This is a genomic window from Anaerococcus groningensis (assembly GCF_046365465.1).
GTDB classification, from domain to species: domain Bacteria; phylum Bacillota; class Clostridia; order Tissierellales; family Peptoniphilaceae; genus Anaerococcus; species Anaerococcus groningensis.
This window is the reverse complement of the sequence record NZ_JBGMEG010000003.1, coordinates 179,187-204,260: the sequence shown is the minus strand read 5'-3', so window position 1 is coordinate 204,260 and position 25,074 is coordinate 179,187. Positions and strand designations below refer to the sequence as shown.

Annotated in this window: 26 protein-coding genes; 18 read left to right on the top strand and 8 right to left on the bottom strand. The window is 33.4% G+C overall.

Features of this window, described 5'->3' with window-relative positions:
* Window positions 1-33 precede the first annotated feature (33 nt).
* Both AB9Q04_RS02610 and AB9Q04_RS02605 read right to left on the bottom strand, forming a co-directional pair.
* Complete coding sequence (locus AB9Q04_RS02610; protein ID WP_410023824.1) at window positions 34-1,944, bottom strand: PTS mannitol transporter subunit IICBA; 1,911 nt, start codon at window positions 1,942-1,944, stop codon at window positions 34-36.
* Window positions 1,945-1,960: 16 nt separating this feature from the next.
* Window positions 1,961-2,161: a hypothetical protein gene (locus AB9Q04_RS02605; RefSeq protein WP_410023823.1), complete on the bottom strand. Its 201-nt coding sequence runs from the start codon at window positions 2,159-2,161 to the stop codon at window positions 1,961-1,963.
* A gap of 40 nt (window positions 2,162-2,201) precedes the next feature.
* On the opposite strand from AB9Q04_RS02605, the gene AB9Q04_RS02600 reads away from it, so the two are divergent.
* Together AB9Q04_RS02600 and nagB are read left to right on the top strand one after the other, a co-directional pair.
* Window positions 2,202-2,726, top strand: coding sequence for a mannitol dehydrogenase family protein (locus AB9Q04_RS02600; RefSeq protein ID WP_410023923.1), 525 nt, complete (start codon window positions 2,202-2,204; stop codon window positions 2,724-2,726).
* A 23-nt stretch (window positions 2,727-2,749) separates the two neighbouring features.
* Window positions 2,750-3,472, top strand: a complete 723-nt coding sequence (nagB, locus tag AB9Q04_RS02595; RefSeq protein WP_410023822.1) for a glucosamine-6-phosphate deaminase — start codon at window positions 2,750-2,752, stop codon at window positions 3,470-3,472.
* A 42-nt stretch (window positions 3,473-3,514) separates the two neighbouring features.
* On the opposite strand, the gene AB9Q04_RS02590 is transcribed toward nagB, so the two are convergent.
* From AB9Q04_RS02590 to AB9Q04_RS02570, 5 genes are all read right to left on the bottom strand, one after another.
* Window positions 3,515-3,886: a hypothetical protein gene (locus tag AB9Q04_RS02590; RefSeq protein WP_410023821.1), complete on the bottom strand. Its 372-nt coding sequence runs from the start codon at window positions 3,884-3,886 to the stop codon at window positions 3,515-3,517.
* Window positions 3,887-3,936: 50 nt separating this feature from the next.
* Complete coding sequence (locus AB9Q04_RS02585; protein WP_410023820.1) at window positions 3,937-5,298, bottom strand: PTS galactitol transporter subunit IIC; 1,362 nt, start codon at window positions 5,296-5,298, stop codon at window positions 3,937-3,939.
* 10 nt (window positions 5,299-5,308) lie between these two features.
* Window positions 5,309-5,593 carry a PTS sugar transporter subunit IIB gene (locus AB9Q04_RS02580; protein WP_410023819.1) on the bottom strand — a complete coding sequence of 95 codons (285 nt, stop codon included), beginning with the start codon at window positions 5,591-5,593 and terminating at the stop codon, window positions 5,309-5,311.
* A gap of 1 nt (window position 5,594) precedes the next feature.
* On the bottom strand, window positions 5,595-6,068 hold the full coding sequence (locus AB9Q04_RS02575; RefSeq protein ID WP_410023818.1) for a PTS sugar transporter subunit IIA: 474 nt from the start codon (window positions 6,066-6,068) through the stop codon (window positions 5,595-5,597).
* 132 nt (window positions 6,069-6,200) lie between these two features.
* Complete coding sequence (locus tag AB9Q04_RS02570) at window positions 6,201-7,433, bottom strand: aminopeptidase (RefSeq protein ID WP_410023817.1); 1,233 nt, start codon at window positions 7,431-7,433, stop codon at window positions 6,201-6,203.
* A 90-nt stretch (window positions 7,434-7,523) separates the two neighbouring features.
* On the opposite strand from AB9Q04_RS02570, the gene pepF reads away from it, so the two are divergent.
* The 10 genes from pepF (at window position 7,524) to AB9Q04_RS02520 (ending at window position 18,546) form a co-directional block, all read left to right on the top strand.
* A complete protein-coding gene (gene pepF / locus AB9Q04_RS02565) occupies window positions 7,524-9,323 on the top strand; it encodes an oligoendopeptidase F (protein ID WP_410023816.1) in 1,800 nt (599 codons plus the stop codon).
* Entirely contained in the window at window positions 9,323-10,624 is a 1,302-nt protein-coding gene (locus AB9Q04_RS02560; protein WP_410023815.1) for a M20 metallopeptidase family protein, read from the top strand. Before pepF ends, AB9Q04_RS02560 begins: the two co-directional genes overlap by 1 nt.
* The gene (locus AB9Q04_RS02555; RefSeq protein ID WP_410023814.1) at window positions 10,608-11,270 is read left to right on the top strand and encodes a formate/nitrite transporter family protein; all 663 of its coding nucleotides are present in this window, start codon (window positions 10,608-10,610) and stop codon (window positions 11,268-11,270) included. Before AB9Q04_RS02560 ends, AB9Q04_RS02555 begins: the two co-directional genes overlap by 17 nt.
* Window positions 11,271-11,504: 234 nt before the next feature.
* The gene (locus AB9Q04_RS02550; RefSeq protein WP_410023813.1) at window positions 11,505-12,929 is read left to right on the top strand and encodes an alanine/glycine:cation symporter family protein; all 1,425 of its coding nucleotides are present in this window, start codon (window positions 11,505-11,507) and stop codon (window positions 12,927-12,929) included.
* 163 nt (window positions 12,930-13,092) lie between these two features.
* Complete coding sequence (gltX, locus tag AB9Q04_RS02545) at window positions 13,093-14,574, top strand: glutamate--tRNA ligase (protein ID WP_410023812.1); 1,482 nt, start codon at window positions 13,093-13,095, stop codon at window positions 14,572-14,574.
* A 1-nt stretch (window position 14,575) separates the two neighbouring features.
* On the top strand, window positions 14,576-15,997 hold the full coding sequence (cysS, locus tag AB9Q04_RS02540; protein WP_410023811.1) for a cysteine--tRNA ligase: 1,422 nt from the start codon (window positions 14,576-14,578) through the stop codon (window positions 15,995-15,997).
* On the top strand, window positions 15,997-16,701 hold the full coding sequence (gene rlmB / locus AB9Q04_RS02535; RefSeq protein ID WP_410023810.1) for a 23S rRNA (guanosine(2251)-2'-O)-methyltransferase RlmB: 705 nt from the start codon (window positions 15,997-15,999) through the stop codon (window positions 16,699-16,701). Before cysS ends, rlmB begins: the two co-directional genes overlap by 1 nt.
* Entirely contained in the window at window positions 16,688-17,212 is a 525-nt protein-coding gene (locus AB9Q04_RS02530; RefSeq protein ID WP_410023809.1) for a YacP-like NYN domain-containing protein, read from the top strand. Before rlmB ends, AB9Q04_RS02530 begins: the two co-directional genes overlap by 14 nt.
* Before the next feature lie 110 nt (window positions 17,213-17,322).
* Complete coding sequence (locus tag AB9Q04_RS02525) at window positions 17,323-18,324, top strand: sigma-70 family RNA polymerase sigma factor (RefSeq protein WP_410023922.1); 1,002 nt, start codon at window positions 17,323-17,325, stop codon at window positions 18,322-18,324.
* 48 nt (window positions 18,325-18,372) lie between these two features.
* On the top strand, window positions 18,373-18,546 hold the full coding sequence (locus AB9Q04_RS02520; protein WP_410023808.1) for a hypothetical protein: 174 nt from the start codon (window positions 18,373-18,375) through the stop codon (window positions 18,544-18,546).
* A 119-nt stretch (window positions 18,547-18,665) separates the two neighbouring features.
* Here AB9Q04_RS02520 and AB9Q04_RS02515 read toward each other — a convergent pair whose 3' ends face one another.
* On the bottom strand, window positions 18,666-19,574 hold the full coding sequence (locus tag AB9Q04_RS02515) for a TDT family transporter (protein ID WP_410023807.1): 909 nt from the start codon (window positions 19,572-19,574) through the stop codon (window positions 18,666-18,668).
* Between the two features lie 98 nt (window positions 19,575-19,672).
* Here AB9Q04_RS02515 and AB9Q04_RS02510 point away from each other — a divergent pair, with 98 nt between their 5' ends.
* The 6 genes from AB9Q04_RS02510 to AB9Q04_RS02485 all read left to right on the top strand — a co-directional run bounded on the left by AB9Q04_RS02510 (window position 19,673) and on the right by AB9Q04_RS02485 (window position 25,060).
* Window positions 19,673-20,506: a nucleoside hydrolase gene (locus tag AB9Q04_RS02510; RefSeq protein WP_410023806.1), complete on the top strand. Its 834-nt coding sequence runs from the start codon at window positions 19,673-19,675 to the stop codon at window positions 20,504-20,506.
* Entirely contained in the window at window positions 20,503-21,012 is a 510-nt protein-coding gene (locus AB9Q04_RS02505; RefSeq protein WP_410023805.1) for an FUSC family protein, read from the top strand. Before AB9Q04_RS02510 ends, AB9Q04_RS02505 begins: the two co-directional genes overlap by 4 nt.
* Before the next feature lie 79 nt (window positions 21,013-21,091).
* Window positions 21,092-22,102 carry a CAP domain-containing protein gene (locus tag AB9Q04_RS02500; RefSeq protein ID WP_410023804.1) on the top strand — a complete coding sequence of 337 codons (1,011 nt, stop codon included), beginning with the start codon at window positions 21,092-21,094 and terminating at the stop codon, window positions 22,100-22,102.
* A 105-nt stretch (window positions 22,103-22,207) separates the two neighbouring features.
* Complete coding sequence (locus AB9Q04_RS02495; protein WP_410023803.1) at window positions 22,208-22,945, top strand: hypothetical protein; 738 nt, start codon at window positions 22,208-22,210, stop codon at window positions 22,943-22,945.
* Between the two features lie 98 nt (window positions 22,946-23,043).
* Entirely contained in the window at window positions 23,044-24,033 is a 990-nt protein-coding gene (locus tag AB9Q04_RS02490; RefSeq protein ID WP_410023802.1) for a hypothetical protein, read from the top strand.
* Between the two features lie 91 nt (window positions 24,034-24,124).
* A complete protein-coding gene (locus tag AB9Q04_RS02485; RefSeq protein ID WP_410023801.1) occupies window positions 24,125-25,060 on the top strand; it encodes a hypothetical protein in 936 nt (311 codons plus the stop codon).
* Window positions 25,061-25,074: the final 14 nt, after the last annotated feature.

The following is a 25,074-nucleotide window of genomic DNA, read 5'->3' as shown; positions in this document are numbered from 1 at the left end:
TATTGGTTTGCTTTTTTATTTGTAAACTAATATTTAATTTTCAGTATTTTCTAGGATGTTTTTCATTTTGACCCTATCATTAAGGGCTATAAATTGATCAACCTTTTCTTTTGTATCAAATTCTGTTGCAAGCTTAGCAAGTACATCTAGATGTTCGTCGCCTTTACCTGCTATACCTATAATTAAATTAACATCTTCATCATTCCATTTGATACCATTTTTGCAGACTAGGACTACTAGCCCTGTTTTTAAGATTTCGTCTTTATAATCAACTGATCCATGTGGGATAGCTAGGCCGTTGCCTATATTTGTATCAAATTCTTTTTCTTTTTTTATCATGCCTTCAAGATATCTTTTTGTAGCATAGCCACCTGCTACAAAGTGGTCATTAATAATTTCTAGAGCCTCAGTACGAGTTTTTATATCATCAGTGATTATGATGTTTTCTAAGGCTAGGACTTCATTTGTATTTTTAGCAGTATCTATATCTTTTGTTTGATAACTTGTAATCTCTTGTTCTGAGACAGTTTTTTGGACCCCGTCATTATTTTTTCTAACTACATCTACCACATCAGCAAATTCTGGTGGGTTTATGTAGGAGGAGATAGACATATGATATTTTTCTGGTTTTGCTTTCATAGCAAGATTTGTAAGTTCTTTGTGAGTTACTACAATATCTGCATCATTTGGTATATCTTGTAGGGCTGTGTGAACTACTTCTATATTATAGCCTGCTTCTTTTAATTTCTTTCTAAGAGATGACGCACTCATAGCTGAGGATCCCATGCCAGCATCACATGCTACAACTATTTTCTTAATTGGACCGCTTATAGTACCATTATTTTCTATTTTATTGATATTAAATACACCCGCTCCACTAGGTGCTTCTTCTACATAACCCTTATAATATCTTTTTACAAAGATAGATGCTACAAGGAAGGTTACTAAGGCGCTGACACCAACTGTGAGGAATGCTCCTATATATTTTCCTTTTTGAGTCATAGCAATAACTGAAATAATAGATCCAGGTGATGGAGTATATACTGGTCCATAATTTGTAATTTGCATGGTAATGATTGCTGCAATACCACCTGCAATATCAGCTAGGATTAAAAGTGGATTTGCTAATACATATGGGAAAAATATTTCGTGGATTCCTCCAAAAAAGTGGATGATTAAAGCTCCTGGTACTGCTTCTTTCATCTCTCCTTTACCAAAAAACCAATAAGCAAGTAAGATTCCAAGACCGATCCCTGGATTTGGAATAATCATAAATAATGGTGAAAAACCTTGGCTTGCTACTTGTTCTAGGCCGATTGGAGCAAGTATCCCATGGTCGATTACGTTATTTAAAAATAAAACTCTGGCAGGCTCTATAAAAATTGCTGATAAAGGAAGTAATTTATGGTCCATTACCCAGATCACACCACTTGCAAGGCCTGCAGTTATAGTTTCCATAATTGGCTCTATAAATAAAAATGATAGGATACAAAAAATCCCACCTATAATACCAAGGGAGAAGTTATCTACTATCATTTCAAAACCTTCTCTTACCTTGCCATCTATAGCTTGGTCAAATTTTTTGATAATCCATCCACCTAATGGACCTATAATCATAGCTCCTAAAAACATTGCTACATCAGAACCTACTGTTAGACCAAAAGTAGCCAGAGCTCCTGCGACAGCCCCTCTTTTACCATGGACAAGCTCTCCACCAGAATAACCTATTAGGATTGGTAAAAGGCTTTTTAAAAGTGGGTCTATTAATTGGGCTATTCTTTCATTTGGATGACAGCCAGTTTCTAAGAAAATTGCTGTGATAAGACCAAAGGCTATAAAAGCACCGATGTTTGGAATTACCATCCTCGACAGGTAGCCCCCAAACTTCTGAAATCTAGCTTGAAATCCAGAAGATTTTTTTGTATTTACTTGTGTTTTTTCCATTTCTTCCTCTTTTAACTTAGTTATCTAAGTCTTCTTGGTTAAATTTATCCCATGGAATATTTAACTTAGCACCATTGGCAATTATGTCATAGATATGCATTAAAAGTGGGAACTGGTCTTTTTCCACCTCTCCTTTATCAGCTAAAACTGTAATAGCTTCTCCCATTCTTTTGGCAATGACAACTGACTCTAAAGTTACTCCAGCTAATTCTTCCATAGCTTTTTCGTAAGTATAACCACGACCTAAAAGCGTACCTATCCTTCTAGTTCTAGTAAATGGAGCTCATGCTGCAACAAGTTACTTTGGTTATAATAAAGGCTATACAATGATGAATGAAGCCTTTGAATATGAAAATATCCTTAGAGATGTAAAAAATCTTATGACAGAATCAGGTAATGTTTTAATCAAAGAATATGGCCTAGATAAAGATGAGTTAGAAAGCTTTAAAGAAAGCAAACTAAATAGATTTATAAAAACAGCATCCCACGATACAATTGAGAGAGTGGGGCGTGATCCAGTTAGAAAACTAGGAGAAAAAGATAGACTAGTAGCACCTGCTATCAAAGCTTACGACAATGATATGCCATTTGATAATCTTGCCAAAGCCATCGCCTATGCTTTTAAATACGATGAGCAAAGCGATGATAAGGCTCTTGAAATCAAAGAATTTATAAATCAAAATTCAATTGAAAAAGCAATCGAAAAATATACGGGTATAAAAAAAGCGGAACGCGAAAAATTATTTGACAAAATTGTAGCAGAGTATCAAAATATTAATTAGAAAATTAATATTTAGGGGGAAAAATGAGAGTAATAGTAAGCAAAGACTATGATGAAATGAGTAGAAAAGCAGCAGACTTCGTAATAAGCCTAATGCAAGATAAACCACAATTAAAATTTGGCCTAGCAACAGGATCTACACCAGAAGGTTTATATAAAAATTTAATAAAAGCAAATAAAGATGGTGAAATTGGCTTTAAATATGCAAGTTCTGTAAACCTTGATGAGTATGTAGGCATTGATAAAGACAATGACCAGTCATACCAATATTTTATGAATGACAGGTTATTTAACCACGTTGACATCGACAAAAGTAAAACTCACTTGCCTTTTGCCCCAGAAGCAGATGAAAAATATGCCAAAGAATACGACCAATTACTAGATGACTTTGGTCCACGTGATGTTCAAATTTTAGGTATAGGACCAAATGGCCACTTAGCCTTTAACGAGCCAGATCAAAAACTAAACCAAAGAACATCTATTATCAAACTAACAGATGAAACAATTAAAGCGAATTCACGTTTCTTTGAAAGTGAAGATGACGTGCCAAAATATGCAGTATCAATGGGAATGGCCGATGCCTTTGATGCAAAAACTCTAGTAGTAATGGCAAGTGGTAAAAATAAACATGAAGCTGTAAAAAGACTATTAGAAGAAGATACAATCTATCCAGAATTCCCAGCAAGTTTCCTTCACCTACATCCAAATGTATATTTATTTGTAGATGAAGAAGCTTACAATGGCTAAAATATGAAAATAAAACCAGCCCTCACTAGGGCTGGTTTTTTGTTAGTTAGTTTTTAATTTAAGTAACTCGTCTAGCAATTCTTTATTATTTTCAAATTTGGATAAGTTAATATAAAACTTATTTTTTTGATTATCAATAGTTTGAATCCACAGGTAAGTTTCAACGTCTATTGAATATTGCTTTAAGTAGAATTTTTTTATTTCTTCATAATCAAAGCTATCTATCTTATCTTTGGCATAAAATTCTATAGAATCTTGGTTAAAACATATCTTATAGGGATGTTTCTTGCCTATGATTCTATTATAAAAATTATAAATAGAAACTATAAAGGCCAAGATAGCAAGAATTATATAAATCTGATTTATAATTAAAAACGAAGATATAATAGCAAAGATTAGGTAAATATATCCCATTATATTAATATCAAAGTTATAATTTTTGGGTTTATAATTAAAGCACATAATTAATTATTTTCTAATAAGCTAGCTTCTTTTATAATTCTTTTTCTATTCCAAATAGCTAGAATAATTGCAAGTATAGATGCAAGTACTATACCTAGGATGCCAAAATGATTTATATTTACCAAAAGCCATGTCAAAGGTCCTGCTCCATCACTTAAACAGGATATCATATTAGCTCCATCTGGCATTTGAAAGCCAACATCCATAGCCGCTTGGGTTATGAGTGGAGCAAGATCTGTTGATATGTATAAACCGAATACTAGAAAAATTATACCTATTAATAAGGTTCTAAAACCATTATTATTTACAATTGGCGCTATTAAAAGAATCATAAATGGTAGTACTGATAAGTCTGTAAATGGCATCACCTTATTGCCTGGTAACACTATTGCAAGGATTAGGGCAAGAGGCATTAGTAAATAAGCAACAGTCAAGGTTACTGGGTGGCCAACTCCTATTGCTGAGTCAAGACCAATATACATTTTTCCCCTGTTTGAAAAACGCTTTTTGATAAATTCCCCAGCAGCCTCACTAATTGGCTCAAGTCCTTCCATAAGCATGGCTGCCATTTTTGGAATTAAAACTAAAACTGCTCCAAGAGAAATTCCAAGGCCTAAGATACCAGAAAGGTCATAGCCTGCAACTATTCCGATGGCTACACCAATTATAGTACCTATCATCATTGGCTCTCCCAGGATACCAATTTTTTCTCTTAAATTTTCAAAATTAAAATCAATATCACGAACTCCTGGAATTTTATCTATTAGCCAGTTAAAAGCCATAGCAATTGGTGCATAAGAAGTAGAAAAACCATGAGGTAGAGATACGCCAGGTATGCCTAGAGATTCTTCAACCTTACCAGCAGTAATATCTGCTAAAACCATTATAATAATCATATTTATAATTGCAGTAATTATACCAACAGCAAAACTTCCTGTATAAATGGCTGCTAATGCTCCAGTAAAGGCAAAGTGCCAGTAGTTCCAGATGTCTACATTTAGAGTTTGGGTTGTATTTGTTAGAAGCATAATAAAATTGACAGCAACTCCTAGTGGTATGATTAAAACCCCTATCCTAGATCCTAGAGCAATGGCTGCAGCTGCTGGCCAACCTACATCTATTACAGATAGGGCTAAATTATATTTTTCCACCATGGTTTGCACAGCTGGAGATAGGGAAGTACCTAGTAATTCGTTGATAACAAGGTTTAGCCCGACAAAGCCAATACCAACTGTAAGTCCTGCTTTTAAACTCTTTGAAAAACCTAGCCCAAAGATTAAACCCAAAATAAGGATTACAAGAGGCATAAATACAGAGACTCCAAGTCCTTGGAGCCAGTCAAAAAATCCAACTACATAGGTCATATTTTATTCCTTATTTTTCCATTAAATCTAGGATTTCTTTTTCAACAGCTTCTTTGCCCATACCTGTTAAAAAAGGAATGCCAGATACAAAATCGCATTCTAGGTTGCTAGGTTTTGCAGTAGTAGATATTAAAAAGTCCGCATCACTAGATAAGCCTGGAGCTTCACTTACCTTGATTTGCTTGATAGAATATTGGTTTTGATAGCCGTTTTCATCCAAAAGATTTTTAATCTTTGAAATTACTGTTGTTGATGTTGCTATTCCTGCTCCACATGCTGCTAAGATTTTTTTCATTTTATATACTCTCCTTTAAATAATTTTTAAATCTTTCCTCTATTATATCATTATTTTCACTTTCTAATAATGTGTTAACCTTTTCTTTATCTTGGAATGTTTCTATAAGTGCTTTAAGGTATGGGACTTGCTTTTCTTTATTTTTTATAGCAAGCATAACAATTATATCTACATCTGTATAAAGTCCTTCAGTAGCCATTTGTTCAAATTTAACAGATTTTTCTAGAATATTAACTACCATAGCTTCTGAGTTGACATGATATGGGTCAGTGTGAGGTATGGCTATGGAGTAGTTTTCAAATTCTAAAGCTGTTGGGAAAGCTTTTTCTCGCTCCTTTATCGCCTCTATGTAAGAATCTTTTACCAAGCCCTCATCCAATAGAATTTGAGCGGTTTTTTCTAAAGCATCGTTATTATCTTTTAGCTTTTCATCAGTTTTTCTTCCTATAATTTTTATGTCACTTTCACTTGTCATTTTCCTTACCCCCTAAGTATATAAATTTTTATCTTTTAATAAAATATCTATAAATAAGTATAACAAATCCATGAAAATCTGCATATAAAAAATGGCTTAGAGTATTATCTAAGCCATTTATATTATAAAATCTTATACTGCCCAATTTCCGTTTTCAAAGATTGGAAACTCTTTATCATCTTTGTAGCCAGTGATTTTTAAATCACTTGTTCCCACCATAAAGTCTTCGTGGATTAGGGAATCATTTATTCCACGATTGTTTAATTCGTCATCTTTAAGATCTGCTCCACCTACTACACATGTTGGATATGCTTTTCCTAAAGCAAAGTGGCAGGAGGCGTTTTCGTCAAATAGGGTGTTAAAAAATAATATATTTGAATTGCTAATTGGGCTATCAAAAGGCACTAGGGCAATTTCTCCTAAATACTTACTACCTTCATCACTTTCTAGCATTTTTGCTAGTGTGTCCTTGCCTTTTTTAGCATCAAAGTCTATTACTTTTCCATTTTCAAAAGTAAAATTAAATTCATCTATGACTACGCCGTTGTAAACTAATGGTTTGCTTGCAAAAAGTGTTCCGTCTACGCCATCATATTGGGGAGCTGTAAATACTTCTTCTGTTGGCATATTTGGAATAAATGGATCGCCTTTTTCATTTTTGGATCCTGCTGATGTCCAAATATGGTCTTTTGGAAGTTTTACCCAAAGGTCTGTACCATTTTTAGATTCGTAATGAACTTTATCAAATTGGTGGTCGTTCAAATAAGTTGCTTTTTCGTTTAGAGTTTCAATGTGTTTTGTCCAATTTGACTTGGTTTCTTCCCAAGTTTCTTCTACACGGCTGACATCTAAGATGGTTTCCCATAATTTGTTGTAGGCTTCATCTTCGCTTAAATCTGGAAATACCTTTGCTGCCCATTTTTTTGTTGGAACTGAGATTACTAGCCAACTTACTATATCATTCATGGAGTATTTTACAAATTCTTTGGTTTTTATAGAATTTTCCTTGATAGCTTCTGAGATTTTAGCCTCATCTAGGCCGTTTAGTAGGTCTGGGTCCTCAGCATAGATTGAAATTCTATTTGATTTTTTATTGGCTATTTGATATCTTAATTTTTCTATTTTCCAATCTGGAACTTCGTTTAGAGTTTCTTGGTCTTGATTTTCATAAGTTAATCTTGTAATAGCATCATCGCGCCAATCAATTGATACATTTCTAGCACCTTTTTCATAGGCTGCTTTGGTTATAAGTCTTGCTAAATCTGGGTTCTCTACTGGAGCATTGATTATTACATCTTCACCAGCTTTGACATTTACACCAAATTCCACTGCAAGTTTTGCAAAGTTTTCTATTCTTTTATTCATAATATCCTCCTTATGTCATTATACCTTTAGCATTTTTAGGGTAAAATAAAATACATATAAATGTATAAATAATTATTAAGGAAGGTAATCATGAAAAATAGACATGAAGTTAATATAAATGAAACTTGGGCTATAGAAGAACTTTTTGAAAATGATGAAGTTTTCCTAGATAGCTTAGATGAGCTAAAGAGTCTATCAGATGATTTTACAAATAAATATAAATCTTTAAATTCAGCTGATCAAATCTATGAGGCCCTAGAAGCCTACGGTGAGATTAGAGCCTTAACTGATAGGCTAGCAACTTTTGCAAGTATTACAACAGAGGTTGATACAACTGATGGAAAAGTTATGAAAAGATTTGCAAATTTTGTAAATGAAATGAGTAAAATTGATGCAAATCTAAGCTTTTTTGAATCAATGCTTGCAAAAACAGATACAAATTTACTAGAAGAAGCTAAAAAGAACCATCCAGAATATAAATATTACCTAGAAAGAGTAATTGCTAATTCAAAATATTTACTTTCTGATGAAACAGAAAAAGTTTTGGCAAATCTTGTGCCAACCTTTGATGCTCCATATAAATCTTATGCTGATATCCGCTATGGAGATATGGCCTTTGAAGATTTTGAATATGATGGTGAAAAAATAATTTTAAACCACAATACTTTTGAAGAGTTTTTAGAAGCTGACCCTAGGGATGATTTGCGCCGTGATGCTTTTAAAAGATACCACGATGTTTTAAGAAAATACCAAAACTCAGATGCATCTGTTTATGTAACTCACGTGGAAAATGAAAAACGCCTATCAGATATTAGAGGTTATGATTCGGTTTTTGACTATTTATTATCCCGCCAAGATATAGATAAAGAAATTTATGATAACCACATCGACACAATTATGGCAGAACTGGCTCCTCATATGAGAAAGTATGCAAAAATCATTCAAAAAATCTACAGTCTAGATGAAATGACTTATGCTGACTTAAAACTTTCTATAGATCCAGAATATGAACCAGAAGTTTCTATTGACCAAGCTCGTGAATATATTGTAGAAGGGCTTTCAAATCTTGGCGAAGAATACGTAGAAGTTTTAAACCGTGCCTTTGATGAAAGATGGATAGACTATGCGCAAAATATTGGAAAAAGAACTGGAGCCTTTGCAGCAGGACCTTATGGATCACATCCATTTATAATGACAACTTACAATAATAAAATGAGTCAAGTAATGACTTTAGCTCACGAATTAGGTCATGCTGGACAATTTTACTATTCAAATAATACTCAAAATGCCTTAAACAACGATATGTCCATGTACTTTGTAGAAGCACCATCAACTGCTAATGAAATCACTATGGAAAGATTTTTATTAAATAAAGCCAAAGATGACCGTGAAAAACTTTGGGTTTTATCAACCATGATTTCAAAAACTTACTACCATAATTTTGTAACTCACTTTATAGAAGCAGCTTTCCAACGTGAAGTTTATAGAAAAGTAGAAGCTGGTGAAAATCTAAGCACAGATGATTTAAACCAATTATTTACTGAAAAATTAGAAGAATTTTGGGGAGATTCTGTAAAATTAGTAGAGGGAGCAGAGCTAACTTGGATGCGCCAACCACACTATTACATGGGACTTTATCCTTACACTTATTCAGCTGGACTTTCTGTAGGAACAATCATTTCAGATAAAATTGTAAATGGAACGGACAAAGACCGTGAAAATTGGATAGAAGTTCTAAAACTTGGTGGATCAGTAAGTCCGATAGAACTTGCAAGTGCTGCTGGAGTTGATATGACAACTACAAAACCAATTTCTGAAACAGTTGCCTTTATAGGTTCACTAATTGATCAAATAGATGAATTAGCAGAAAAATTAGGAATGTATAAATAATGTATAAAAAGAAAGCCGAAGAACTTTTTGATTATACAGTAAATATCAGACGTAGGATGCACGAAAATCCCGAGTTATCTAGCCTAGAAGACCAAACAGTAAAACTTGTAGAAGATGAACTAGAAAAAATTGGTATCGACTATGTAGAAATAGAAAATGGTGGCATCCTAGGACTTATAGAAGGAAATAAAGAGTCTGATGATCCAAAAACTATTATAATCAGGGCAGATTTAGATGCTTTACCATTTATAGAGCCTGACAAAAATTTAAAAAACGAACGTCTTGTAAAAAGTAAAAATTTTGGCGTTATGCATGCTTGCGGTCATGATGGACATACATCTATGGCCCTTACATCAGCTAGAATTTTATATGAAAACAGGGATGATTTTGCAGGAAGAGTTATATTTTGCTTTGAACGTGGTGAAGAAACAGGAGCTAATTATAAATATTTAATGGCATATTTGGGTAAAAATGAAATAGATATAGATACTAGCTTTGCCATCCACGTTGCTCCAGATTATGATTCTGGAGTAATGGCCATCAAATCTGGCGGGATAAATGCTGGATCAATGATGTTTGATATAACAATCAAGGGAGAAAGTGGCCACGGGTCTCGCCCTTATAAGGCAAACAATCCCCTAGATTGTTTTGTAGACATTTATAATGAGTTAAAATCACTTCGTATGAATAAATTTTCCCCATTTGAACCTATGACCTATTCTATAGGAGTAGTGGAAATGGGTAATCAATTTAACCAAATCCCTGACAAACTTAGGTTTAAGGGAAGTGTGAGATTTTTTGATAGAAAAGAAGTTGGCTATAAATTTTATAGAGAATTTCAACAACTAATAATTAATAAAGTAAAAGCCCATAATTGCAGGGTAGTTTTTAATTCTTATACAAGACCACATTTTCCAATTATAAATGATGAAAAATTAGCAGATTTTGCTAAAGAGGTAATGAGAGATGAGCTGGGAGATGAATTTGTTGTAACCGCACAACCTTCCATGGGCTCAGATTCATTTGCAGTTTACACTGCCCAATGGCCAGGACTTTATTTAATGCTTGGAATAAAAAATGAAGAGTTAGGTTCAGGTGCAGCCTTGCATAGTACCATGTTTGATTTAGATGAAAACGCACTTAAAAATGGGGTGGCAGCTACAGTTAGATATGTGGTAGAATATTTAAATAGTAATATAAAAGTAGAAGACGGCCCTTATAAAAATAATATTAAAGGCCTATTTATAGAAGAAAATAGGTCACAAGAAGAAATAGAGGAAATATATGAGCACATCTCGTAAAAGAACTTATGACCACAAATCAATAATTTATGCCATCATGGGTGGTGTAATGGTTGGCTTTGGTGGAACAGTTTTATTATCTGTAGACAACCCTTATCTAGGAGCATTTTTATTTGCTGGAGCTCTTTTTATAATCTTAAGTTTACAATATAGTTTATTTACAGGAATGGTAGGATATCTTTTCTACTATGATAAAAAAGAGTACACTAAAAAATTATTTATAGCTCTAATAGGAAATTTGATAGGAACCTTTGCAATAGCTATGCTTATGCGCCAAACAAGATTTGGACCAGCTTTGATTCAACAAGCCCAGCTAAAAACAGGTGTAAAATTAAATGATACGCCACAATCGTTATTTATATTGGCGTTTTTCTGTAATATGTTTGTTACAAATGCAGTTCATCAGTTTAAATATAATCGCTATCAAGTAGGTAAATACTTAGCAATATTTATTTCAATTATGACATTCGTATTATCAGGATTTGAACATAGTATCGCGGATAGTTTTTTCTTCTTTTTAGCAGGAGAATTTAACCTTATGGCCCTTAGAAATTTCTTTATAATTCTAGTGGCAAATATATTAGGTGGATTGGTTATCCCATCCTTATCATTGATGTATGATGATACATTTAGTATTGCAGGTTAATATTAAATAATAAAAAACTCACGAAAACTTTTGTCTTTGTGAGTTTTTTATTTGTTAAAAATCCCGCTCATTTTAGATAAAAGATTACATAGCGAAGACTTAGGTTAAAATAAATTTGTGCTTGTATTTTTATAAAACTTATTGATATAATATAGGCTAATCTATTTTAAACATTGTAAATTGTTAACAATCTATTTTAGAAAAGCGTAAGATAGGTGAATTTAGGAGAGAATTATGGAAACTTTTGGAAAACTTACCAGCTTAGCTGGTGACTTACTTTACACATGGATACTCATTCCCCTATTACTGGGACTAGGTATTTATTTTACCTTCAAAATAAAGGCTGGACAGATAACAAATATTGGCCATGCCAAAAATCTTATTACTGCAAAACCTAAGGATGAAAATGCAATCTCGCCCTTTAAGGCCTTTACTATTTCTGCAGCTAGTCACATTGGAACAGGAAATGTAGTTGGAGTTGCAGCAGCAATTTCTGTAGGAGGGCCTGGATCCATATTTTGGATGTGGATTACAGCTCTTATAGGTGGGGCATCTGCCTTTGTAGAAAATACCTTAGGACAAATTTTTAAAGAAGAAAGTGAAGACGGAGCCTTTAAGGGTGGACCAGCTTTTTACATAAATAAAACAATGAAGAGACCCCATCTAGCAAAATTATTTTCTATAATTATATGTATAGTTTATGGTTTTATGTTCAATGCCATGCAATCAAATACTATTGCATCAGGATTTGCAAATTCATTTAGTACAAGTCCGTGGATACTTGGCCTTATTGTTATGGTTGTTGTTGGTTTTGTTATATTTGGTGGGATAAAAAGAATTTCAGAGATTACTTCTCTTGTAGTACCAGTTATGGCTATAGCTTATATAGGCCTTGTAATATTTGTTTTAATTACGAATATTACAAAAGTCCCAGTTATGTTTACTATAATATTTGAAGATGCTTTTAATTTAAAGGCAGGCTTTGGCGGTCTTTTTGGAACTGCAATTTTAAATGGGGTAAAGCGTGGCTTGTTTTCAAATGAAGCCGGTATGGGTGCTGTACCAAATGCATCAGCGGTTGCAGATGTTTCCCACCCAGCTAAGCAAGGGCTTATCCAAGCTCTTGGCGTATACCTTGATAGTATTTTAATTTGTTCAGCAACAGCCTTTGTAATTATCCTAGCAGGAGAGGAAGTTTATTTGAATCCTAACTTACAAGGCCTTGACATAACTCAAGCAGCCTTGGCTACAGAAATAGGTCCATGGGCCCAACATTTCCTAACTTTTTGTGTGCTGATGTTTTCTTTTTCTTCTATAATAGGTAATTACTATTATGGAGAAAATAATATATTATCCATGAATTTAGGTAAAAAAGAGCTAGCTATTTATAGGTTTATGGTACTAAGCTTTGTATTTTTAGGATCAATAGGAGACTTTTCTATAGTTTGGAATACAGGCGATATTTTTATGGGGATAATGGCTATTATAAATCTATTTATCTTGATGGTAATTGGTAGATGTGCGGTCGCTACTTATTATGACTATCAAAAGCAATTAAAACAGGGCAAGGACCCAGTATTTAATCCAAGTGATATAAAAGAACTAAGGCCATATTTAGATGAAATTACTGCGTGGGATAATCCATCAGAAAATATATAGCAAATATAGGACTTATTAAAAATATTTATTGACAAAGTTGATTTTTAGAGTATACCGTGTTATACTTAAATAAGTTAAGTTGGGAAGGGAGTGTTTTGCACTCCCTTTCATTATCTAAAATAAATTTTAAAAATGACAAAATTTGAGAAAATAAGGAGTTAACATGAGTGATGTTAGAGTAAGATTTGCTCCATCTCCAACCGGATATTTACACATCGGTGGACTTAGAACTGCATTATTTAATTATTTATATGCAAGACATACAGATGGAACAATGATTTTAAGAATAGAAGATACTGATAGAACCAGATTTGTAGAAGGAGCCTTGGAAAACTTATTAAAGGCCCTAGACTGGTCAGGTGTCGAAATAGATGAGGGTGTAATGCTTGATGAAGATGGAAATGTAACCGAAAAAGGTGAATACGGTCCATACATCCAATCTGAAAGGGTTGAAGCAGGCATTTACAATGAATATATAGAAAAATTAATCGAAGAAGATAAGGCTTACTACTGCTTCTGCTCTCAAGAAAGAATCGATAAAGTACGTGAACAACAAAAAGCAGATGGTCTCACACCAAGATATGACGGACTTTGTAGATCTATTCCACTAGAAGAAGCAAAACAAAGAGTGGCAAATGGAGAAGAATATACAGTTAGACTAAAACTTCCACAAAACCGTGACATCTCATTTGAAGATAAAATAAAAGGTAAGATTACCTTTAATACAGATGATATGGATGATCAAGTTCTTATCAAACGTGATGGCTACCCAACCTACCACTTTGCAGTAGTTGTAGATGACAATGCAATGAAAATTACCCATGTAGTTCGTGGTGACGAATGGATTTCATCAACTCCAAAACACGTTTACCTATATGAAGCCTTCGGCTGGGATGCACCAGAATATATCCACCTACCAACCGTACTAAATGAAGACCACAAAAAATATTCAAAACGTAATGGTGATGGTATGGTAGAAGACTTTATAGCAGAAGGATATACACCAGAAGGACTTATAAACTTCTTAAGCTTATTAGGATGGTCACCAGATAGTGAAGAAGAAATCTTTACTATAGAAGAATTAGCAAAACAATTTGATTTTGATAGGGTAAATAAAACTGGTGCTGTTTTTGATAAGAGAAAGCTAGACTGGGTAAACGGTCATTATGTGCGTGATCTATCAGTTGAACAACTTGCAAAAGAAATCAAACCTTTTATGGTAGAATCTGGAATGATTGATGAGAATTATTCAGATGAAAATTTAAATTTACTTGCAGAAACATGGCAATCAGCCATTGATAAATTCTCTGATGCACCAAAATTATCACAAAACTTCTTCTTAGATGATGATAAAGTGAATTGGGAAGAAGAAGCAAGTGAAGTATTAAAAGAAGAAGATAGCAAAAAGTTAGTAGATGCTTACTTAGAAAAATTAGACGAAGTAGATGAAATTGATGCTGATTTTGCCAAATCAATCATGAAAACTCTGCAAAAAGAAACAGGAATCAAAGGAAAGAGCCTATGGTTCCCAATTAGAGCAGCTATCACAGGATCAGTACACGGCCCAGACTTATCAAATGTGATGATTTTAATGGGCAAAGAAAAAGTAGCAGAAAGATTAAATTACGTAAAGGAAAATTTTTAAAATGAAAATTCATAACACGCTCACAAGAAAAACAGAAGAATTTGTACCGATAGAAGAAAACAAAATCAGGATGTATGTCTGTGGGCCCACTGTTTATGATTATATGCACATTGGAAATGCAAGACCTCTAGTAGTATTTGATACCTTTAGACGATATGCTAGATATAGAGGCTTTGACATTACCTATGTAGTAAACTTTACAGATGTTGATGATAAAATAATTAACAAATCCATCGAAGAAAATATTACTACCAAAGAAGTAACTGAAAGATATATCAAGGCTTATATGGAAGATGCTAATGATTTAAACCTTGATGAGGCTAACACCATCCACCCAAGAGCTACAGAAGTGATGGATGAGATTATAGAATTTGTAGCAGGACTTGTAGAAAAAGGTGCAGCTTACGAATCTGATGGAGATGTTTACTTTAGAGTAGAAAAAGCAGATAATTACGGAAAACTATCTGGTAAAAATTTAGAAGATCTAGTCCATGGAGCAAGTAATAGACTAGATAATAATCAAGCCAGTAAAAAAGAAAGTCCAGCAGACTTTGCCCTTTGGAAAAAAACAAAGATAGATGGGGAAGTTTCTTGGGACTCTCCATGGGGAGCTGGACGTCCAGGTTGGCATATAGAATGCTCAACTATGAATAAAAAAATACTTGGAGAAACAATTGATATTCACGCTGGTGGGGAAGACCTAGAATTCCCTCACCACGAAAACGAAATTGCCCAATCAGAAACACTAAACGAAAAAACTTTCGCAAATTACTGGATGCACAATGGCATGATCCAAGTAGATGGTACAAAAATGAGTAAGTCACTTGGAAACTTCTTTACCCTCCATGATATTAAAAAAGAATATGACCTAATGATTATTCGTTTTTGGCTTCTAACAACAAGTTACCGTCAACCAATTAACTTCACTCGTGAAATCATAGAAGGTGCAGCAAAATCATTAGAAAGAATTAACAACGCAGTATTTAGGCTAGAAGACTTAGTAGAAAATGCTAGTAAAACTGAGTTATTTGATGATGAGCAAAATCTATTAAATGAACTTGCTGAATTTGAAAATAAATTTATTGAAGTAATGGATAATGATCTAAATACAGCAGATGCCATTACAGTATTATTTGAGCTAGTAAAATTTGCTAACACAAAGGTTTCATCAGAAAACAGCAAGCAACTAATAAAAGCAGTTTTAGATAAGCTTCTAGAATTAGAAGAAGTTTTAGGTATAGAAAACCGCCAAAAAACAAATGCAGATATAGATGAAGCAAAAATCTTAGATTTAATCGAGCAAAGAAATATTGCCAAAAAAGAAAAAGATTTTGAAAAAGCAGATGCTATCCGTGATGAGCTAAAAGCTATGGGCGTAGCAATCAAAGATACCCGTGACGGGGTCAAATGGGAGCTTATCTAATGGATAAGATTTATGGCAGAAAACCAGTTTTAGAAACTATTGATGCAGGCCTTAAAATCCATAAGGCCTACATAATGGATCAAAAAACTCCAATTGTAGCAAAAATAATTGGTAAATTAAACAAAAAAAATATACCAATCAAATACGTTGACAAAAGTTTTTTTGAAAATGTAGACATGAACCACCAAGGTGTCATGATTGAAGTAGATAGCTACAAGTACGCAAGTCTTGATGACCTAGAAGATGCCAAAAGACTAATACTTTTAGATAAAATTGAAGACCCACACAATCTTGGAGCTATAATCCGCTCTGCCGAAAGTTTTGGTTTTGATGGGGTTATTATCCCAGAACACCGCTCAGCAAAAGTAAACCCAACAGTTTATAAAACAAGTGCTGGAGCTATAAACAATATCAAAGTAGCTAGGGTAACAAATCTAAACCAAACCATAGGATTGTTAAAAGAAAATGGTTTTTGGATTTATGGCTTAGCTGGAGAAGCAAGTGAGACTATTGCAGATGCAAATTTATCCGGCAAAGTTGCCCTAGTTGTAGGAAATGAGGGTGATGGACTTAGCAGACTAGTTCGCGAAAATTGTGATGTTTTAGTAAAAATTCCAATGCTAGGGAAAGTAAATTCGCTAAATGCATCAGTAGCATCAGCTTTAAGTATGTATGAGGTTTTAAGGCAAAATGGCTTTGAATAGGAGAAATATCACAATAATAGATGGCTATAATGTTATAAATTCTTGGCCAAATTTATCTGATATTTCAAGAACATCCCTAGAAACAGCTAGAGAAAAATTGATAGATGAGCTTGCAGAATATAAGTCTATGTCTGGTGAAGAGCTTGTAATAGTATTTGATGCCTATAACCTCGATAGGCCTAAAGAAACTATTAGCGAAAAATTTGGTATGAAGATTGTCTATACAAAAAGATTCCAGACAGCAGATACCTATATAGAAAAGCAAATTTTAAAAATAGGTCGCAAGCACAACCTAAAAGTAGTAACAGATGATGGGCAAATCCAAGTTCTAGCTTCAAACAAGGGCGCTACCAGGATGACATCAACTGAACTTAAAGCAGAAATATTTAACAATAAAAGAAAAATAAATCGTAAGAAAAAACAAGATTTTAATAGAAATTTCAATTCATTTCCCTTATCCAAAGAAATGATGGAAAAAATTGACCAAATCAAAGAAGATTTGGATAAATAAATAGATATACAAGGTAAAATAAATTCAAATAAGGGTGACATATGGATAAAATAAATTTAAAAGATGAAAGGGTAGTGGATAGGATACGCGATTTCTTTAACTCAGAAGATATGAGAGTAGAAGAGATTGCAACAGTCCTAGAAGAGCTATCCGAAGAAGAAAAAGAAGAATTAGTAGACTTTATCGATCAAGAAGAAATCGAAGAAGATGAAGAATACGAAGAAAAAGACGATATCGATCAGGAAGAAGATATTGATGAAGATGATGATGAGGAGGAAACGAAAGTTAAACGAAACGAATCCACAGCAATCACACCAATAACTCGCAGTGACATGATGAAAATGTCAGACCTAACCAATGAAGAAATCGTAGAACAATTCCAACTAGGTAATCAAAACGCCCTAGCAGCCCTAGTAGAGAAAAACCAAGGGCTAGTTAGATCAAGAGCTTCATACTTTTATAGGTCCCATGGTAATGATCTTGACTTAGAAGACCTAGTCCAATCTGGTATGCTTGGTATGATCCGTGCAGCAGAAAAATTTGACCTAACCCTAGGTTACAAATTTACAACCTATGCTTATAAATGGATAGATAAAGCCATTAGAAAAGCAATCAACAAAGAAGGCCACACCATAAGGATACCAGCAGGAAAATATTTAAAACTTAATAAATTAAAGCAAATATTAAAGGCCAACCCAGAAGCTAGTGATGAAGAAATCTATAAAATTTTGGAAAAAGAAGGTATAGATAAAAAGCAAGCAGACGATCTTTTTTTAATCAACCGCAACCAAGTAAATTCTACATCACTAAATATAAACCTAGATAGTGAAGACTCTACAGGAGATGAGCTAATGGATATGGTAGGCGATGAGTCAACACCAGTTGATATGCTAATTCTAGAACGCGATATGGAAAACTTCCTAATGCAAGCCCTAGACCAGCTTACAGAACGAGAACGCCAAATAATTATCTACCGCTATGGCCTAGATAATGAAAAACCAAAAACCTTAGAAGAAATAGGATCTATCTATGACTTATCCAGAGAGAGGATAAGGCAAATAGAAAACCAAGCCCTAGGTAAATTAAAAGAATATTCAGATGCTGAAAATTAAAAAAGATACGAGATAATTCGCATCTTTTTTTATAAGGAAAGGGTAAGAATGAATAAAAATCGTAAAATAATGTTGATAATTTCTTTAGTTTATCTAGCGATATACGTATCATTCGAATACTTAGTAGAAGATTCTTATAAGTACTATAGATACTTTATGCTAGGATTTGCCCTTATCTATTTAATAGATATGATAGTAAATTCTAAAAATGAAAATAAATAGCACCACGGAAAATAATTTGTCCTGTGGTGCTTTTGTTTGAGCTTTTTAATTTTAGAAATGTATTTGTAGAATAGGCAGGCACTACTACATGCAATATTCTTAATAACATTAAAAAATATTTATTTAAGTAAAAATTTAATATAAGAAAATAGTACATAAAAAACCAAAATAATGGCAAGGGCTGTTTCAAACCATAAGACAAGGCTTATAAATCCTGTGCTAATACCTTGTAAAGCCAAGTAACGCCTGCTAAGTTTTAGGGCAGTTGCATTTATTACAAAGGGAAAGGTAAAGCTTGAATAGGATGGGTAAAATTTTAATTTTAATAATTTTGGCAACTTACTAATTGCAAGAAAATATACTGCTTGGCCAAGAATTATCATAAAGATTATAAAAGCAAATGAATAATCTATAAAACTATTAAAGTATCCAGTTAAAAGTAAACCACCATTGCTTGCAGCTATACAAACAAGGGGCATTTTAGATTCGTCTTCTTCTGGAAAGTGCCTATCCTTATATAAAACCATGTATAAAAGAGGCAAAAATGTCACCATACCAAAAATCCAAACAAGTTTTCCTAAATTGAGGGCCCCATAATATGAAGCAACTACAGCTCCTGCTCCAAAGCTACCAAAGACTATCATAAAAGATCCATATACTTTTTCGCGGGTCAGCAAATGCCTATAATTTATTAAAAAGTAAATTATTATTAAAAAGTGAAGCAAAACTCCAAGGTAAAAAATAACTTTACCCAGGGTAAAATTTATATATTCTGAGTAAAATTTAGATAGCATAACCATTGCCATAGCAAAGGTAGGGGCCACAGAAATGGCAACTGGGTCATGTAATTCTTCTTTTAAAAGTTCTGGGTAGACTAATAGCCTAATTATAAATATAAATCCCATAAGAGCTGAGATGAGGGCAAAAATCGGTGCTACTACTCCACCTAGTAGATTGCCTAGGGATACTACACCAAGAGTAAGCCCGCCTATAGCCATGGGATTTTTTTTGATAAAATTTTTAAACATTGTAACTCCTAATTATTATTTATAAATATTATACTTTAAAATATGGCGTTTATGGTAAAATTTGTGCATCTTAGTATAGTAGAAAAAAGTGAGGAATTATGGAATACGAAAAACCTTTTATATATATAGATACAAATTTTGCAAAAGATGAGGCTCTTATGACCTATATGGCCTTTAAATCTTATGATTTTGAAATCCTTGGTCTATCCACAGCTGATGGTGAAATGAATCCGGTCTTAGCGGCAGAAAATATTGTAGGACTTTCTAGTGAAGAAGGTTTATTTTTACCAGTTGCTGCTGGCAAGCCATTTAGTGATTACCACCACTTGGATAAGGAAATTTTTACAACTAGTAAAGACTATATAGAAACCATGCCAGCCTATGAAAATATAATTGATAAGGCGGAGGATTGTGGCAAACTTGATATAATTGCAACAAGTGGACTAACAAATATTGCAAAAGCCCTAGAGGAGGCCCCAGAGATAGAAGATTATATTTCCCATATATTTATCCTAGGTGGGGAGACAGATGGAGAAGTTTCAGGAACTTTTATTGAGGATCCTGAAGCTGTGGATAAAATATTAAATACCAGCATAGATTTATTTTTATTACCTTTAGGAATAGCAAATGATCCACTTCTTTCAGATGAGATGATTGATAAACTTTATGGTAAAGATAAAAATTTAGATAAAATTTTGACTGAATTTAAAAACAAACCTTTAGAAGAAAGATTATTAGCAGCTCCACTACTTTTATATTTAAGCCAAGCTCCAGAAGCCTTTATCTTTGAAGAATCTGGTTTTGGTGTTATTACCAGCGACCTTGAAGGGGAAGTTGGTAGCCTTTATAGAAGCAATAGCAGAAAGAAAAATTATAGGGTAACCAGGGTAAATGAAGAAGCCTTTTACGATTTTCTTCTAGGTAGCCTATGAAAATAAAACCTCCAGGGTTAAGAATAATAAAAACTTTTATAGCAGTTACCATTGCTATGCTTATCTCAGCCTACCGACCAGGTAATGGTTTACTATTTTATAGCGCCATTGCTGCTATTATTTGCCTAAAATCTGATGTTGAAGGATCCAGAGAAATAGGGGTAAACAGGATAATTGGTACGGTTTTAGGTGGGTTTTGTGGACTTATCTACCTTTTGATATTTCCAGCAGACTATTTGCCAAAGATTGTGGAGTTAGTGTTAATAAGCCTTCTAGCTTCTGTTATAATTTGGGTGATGGCCATGGCCGATAAACCCAAGGCCATATCTATTATGGCTATAGTTTTTTTATCAATTACTATGAACCACGGCAAAGAAGATAGCTTACCCTTTATATTTGCCTTTAGTAGGACCCTTGATACCATGATAGGGGTCATATCGGCTATTGTTGTAAACTGGTCTGACTTTGAGATGAGAGAAAAGTATCACCAAGCCTATAAGAAATAAAAAATGAAAATATAGATAAATTTTGCTAGGAATATGGTATATAATAATATATATAAAATAAATATTTTAGGAGAATCATATGAAAAATAGTAAAAAATTAGCCCTATCCCTAGCTATCTCTTTTGCCCTTTTAGGAACAAATCCAGTTTTTGCAGCTACTAGATTAGATTTGGGTGTAAATACAGGAAATGTTAGTTTTAGTGAAGGAACCTTTAATTTAGAGCAAAATGAAAATCTTAAAAACCAAGTTTTAGCAGAAGCTCGTGCTATCAGATCCAGACTATGGGATGAAAATATTTTATATACCCTAGATTCTAATGCAAATCCAAGTGGTGAGCGCCTACAAGATGTAGTAAAGGCAAATGGTTATGCAAATAAAGAAGCTTATGTAAATGGCTTAACTTGGTCAAATGACTTAGAAAAAATTGCCATCCAGAGAGCCTACGAGCAAACCCTAACAGGACTTTCCCACCAAAGACCAGATGGATCTAGTATGGCTACAGCAGCCACAGTAAATGGTATCCACCCAGGTGCAGAAATTTTGGCATCAAGTACAGATAGCCAAAATCCAAAAAAATCTTTTGGTCAATGGTCTTTTGAACCATCTAAGAGAAAAAATAATAAGTCAGAATATCAACTGCTAAAAGAAGCTAACGGAGTTTCTAATGCTGATAACGGACACTTACACATAATACTTGACCCGGAATTAAAGCACATCGGTTATGCAGCCCTAAATACAAATGCAAAGTGGAACTATGGAGTGGGAATATTTGATTTTGCTATTGCAAGTAATAACCAAGCTTCAGCAAACTTAGTAGGTAGTTTTAATATTTATGCAGGAGATATTAAAAGTGCTCCAAAAATAGATAATAAAACAGTAGCACCAGCAAAAACAACAGAGCTATCAGCTGCAAGTATTGAAAAACTAAGAACTTCAGTAAGCAATGCAAAAAGAACCATAGCAGGGGCAGAGTTATTAATGAAAACAATGCCAAAATTTGCCAAAGAAAATGGGGCCAAAATCAATGAATTAATAGCAAATTCACAAAAAATAATTGACCAAGCAGAAAAAATCTTAGCAAAATATTAAGACCAATTTAAAAGACAGATTGCATCTGTCTTTTTTTAATGTAAGTATGTTTTTAATAATTAATATGTTAAAATATTATTAATAATACATATTAAAGGAGAAGATATGAAAATAAAAAAGATATTGCCAAAAGCCTTAGCAGTAGCTATTTTAACATCAACGCTTGCCAGCACAAGTTTTGCTAGTGGTAGTGTAAATACAAATTCAGGTTTTTATAGGTCAAGAAGAACTAGACAAGCTTATATGAATCTAACAGCAGACCAAAGACGCGAGATAGATGCCATCAACACTAACAACAATACTCAAATAACTATAAAAGAAGTAAAAGCCCACGGCAAATATAAACTACCAATAGTAAGGGGTCAAAATTATTTATATGCATTTATGGATGATAGAAATAATAATGGCATGGTAGGAGAAAATGAAACAGAAGCATCAGAAAGCTCATCAGGTACAGAAAATAATGACCAAGAAAACAATCAAGAAGCTCCAGAAGAAGTAACTGATGAAGAAATAGAAAACTTGGAAGAAGTAGAAGAAGAAAACTTAGAAGAAGACCTAGATTCTAACCAAGAAATACAAGAAGACCCTAGCTCTAATGAAGAAAAAGAAGAAGAACCAGTAGAAAATCAAATACCTAATGACTACCTAGATAGACTTGAAGCATCTTTAAAAAATGCCAAGACAACTATAGCTGGAGCAGAAATATTAGTCAAAAACATGCCAAAATTCTCAACTCAAAATGGAGAAATAATCAACAATTTAATAGAAAAACAAAACCAAATTATAGCAAGAGCAGAAAAAATATTATTAGCTAATGGCAGAGAAATTGTAATTGATTAATAATTTTTAAAAGTATATAAACAATTTAATAAAAAATGTTTGATTTATAACTTAATTGGTTATTATATTACTATAATAAACTATTATAAGGAGACATTATGAAAAAAATTAAAAAAGTTACCGCAGCGGTCCTAGCTATATCCTTTTCATTTTTAGGAGCTAGTGTCACTAGTGAAAGTAATCTCAGCTATGCAAGCCAGAGTCAATCTGCTCCAAAGATTGATTTAGGAGTTAGCCAAGCTAATTATCCTTATCAAGAAAGTGTTGTTACTTTAAAGCAAGATGACGCCACAAGGCAACAGTTTATGGATCATATTGTAGAACTTAGAACTAAGGCATGGAATGACAACTTAATAGTTCCTTGGTATGGTGAAGGTGAAAATACAAAATCAGTTAGGGATATTTATATTCAATGGAGTGATGGAGATCCTGAATGGTATAAAAATGCTTTTAATTACAATTATGGATTAGAAAAATTAGCTATACAAAGGGCCTATGAGCTTACATTAACTGGAGATAGTCAAAATAGACCCGATGGATCTCATTATAGCACAATGTATCATGAAGATTATAGTTTGGGTAATGCAGATACCTTTTGGGTATTTGATGAAGAGAATGAAGTTGATGTAGATACATTTTTTGAAATATTTGCTTCGGATAAGAAATATAATGAATTTAAAAATTCAAAAGGTAGCACGGAAAATACTATACTTGAAACTCTTGTTATGTATCAGCCGACTCAATTATCTATAGGCTATGGTCAAGTTACTAACAAAGAAACAGGAAGAAGTTTTGCTGTTGTAGCTTTTGACTTAGATCCATATGTATGGGCTGACGAAGAAAATTATGTAGGCGAATATACAATGAGTTTTGGTAATCCAAACTTTAAAAAAGCATCTAAAGAAACTTTGGACAAACTAGAAAATTCTGTTAAAGAAGCTAAAAGAACCATAGCTGGTGCTGAAATTTTAACTAATAGCATGCCAAACTTTGGAGAAAAATATGGATATGAGCTTGGTAGATTAATTGAGAATCAAAAGAAAATTATTAGCAAGGCGGAAGCTTTTTTAAGGGCTAATGGTAGATAGGATAAAAGCGAGATAAATTTCTCGCTTTTTTTGTTATAAAAAAATATTATAGGGCATTAATATAGTGAAGTGTGATACACAAGGAGGTTTTATGAAAAAAGTTTTTAAAATTGCCACTCTCGCCCTTGCTTTTAGCTTTTTGCAGGCAAATCCCAGTTTAGCAAGTAGCAATGCTCCTATCTTGGACTTACAAGTAAATATGCCAAATAGTCCATATATAGAAGATGAAGTAGAGCTTCGCCAAGATGATGTTTTAAAAAATGATTTTTTAGAAGGTGTTAGAAAAATTAGAAAGGAAGCTTGGGAAGGTAATTTCTACTTTACTTATGATGGAACATGGAGCCCGACATCAACCATCCAGACCATAGCAGCAGAAGAAGGTTTTACAAAAGAAGAATACATAAATAATGTGTATTGGAACACCGAATACGAAAAAATTGCTATCCAAAGAGCCTATGAAAATCTTATGGAGGATACTGAAAACGGCAGGCCAGATAATTCATCATATCTTAAAGCTGGTACTGCAAAAATAAAGCACCCAGGTATGGAATTTAGATACTATTCTGATGGTTATAGTATAGCTACCAGTCAAATTTTTGATATCATTAGAGATATGACTATTCCTTATTACAAAACTATTGAGCTTAAAAATGAATTAAGACTTTTAATTGATCCTAGCAGGGTAGAATTTGGTTTTGCTGAAGTAAAACCAGTGGGAGAAGAAGCCTATTCTTACGCAATAATATCTGGGGGAGAAACGAACTTAAGCCAAGCGGTAACAGGTTATTATGGCTCCTATACCATGTTTTTTGGGAATAAGAATTATAATGACAACTCAATAAGCAAACTAGACAAGCTAGAGATGGCAATCAAAAAAGCAGAGCAAACCATAGCAGGTGCTAGGATGTTAATGAGAACTATGCCCCAATTTGCAAGGGAAAATAGTTACAAGCTTAATAGCTTAATCCAAAATCAAGAAAACACTATAAGAAAGGCCCAAAGTATTTTAAGAAATAATGGCAGATAAAAAAACGAGCCTAG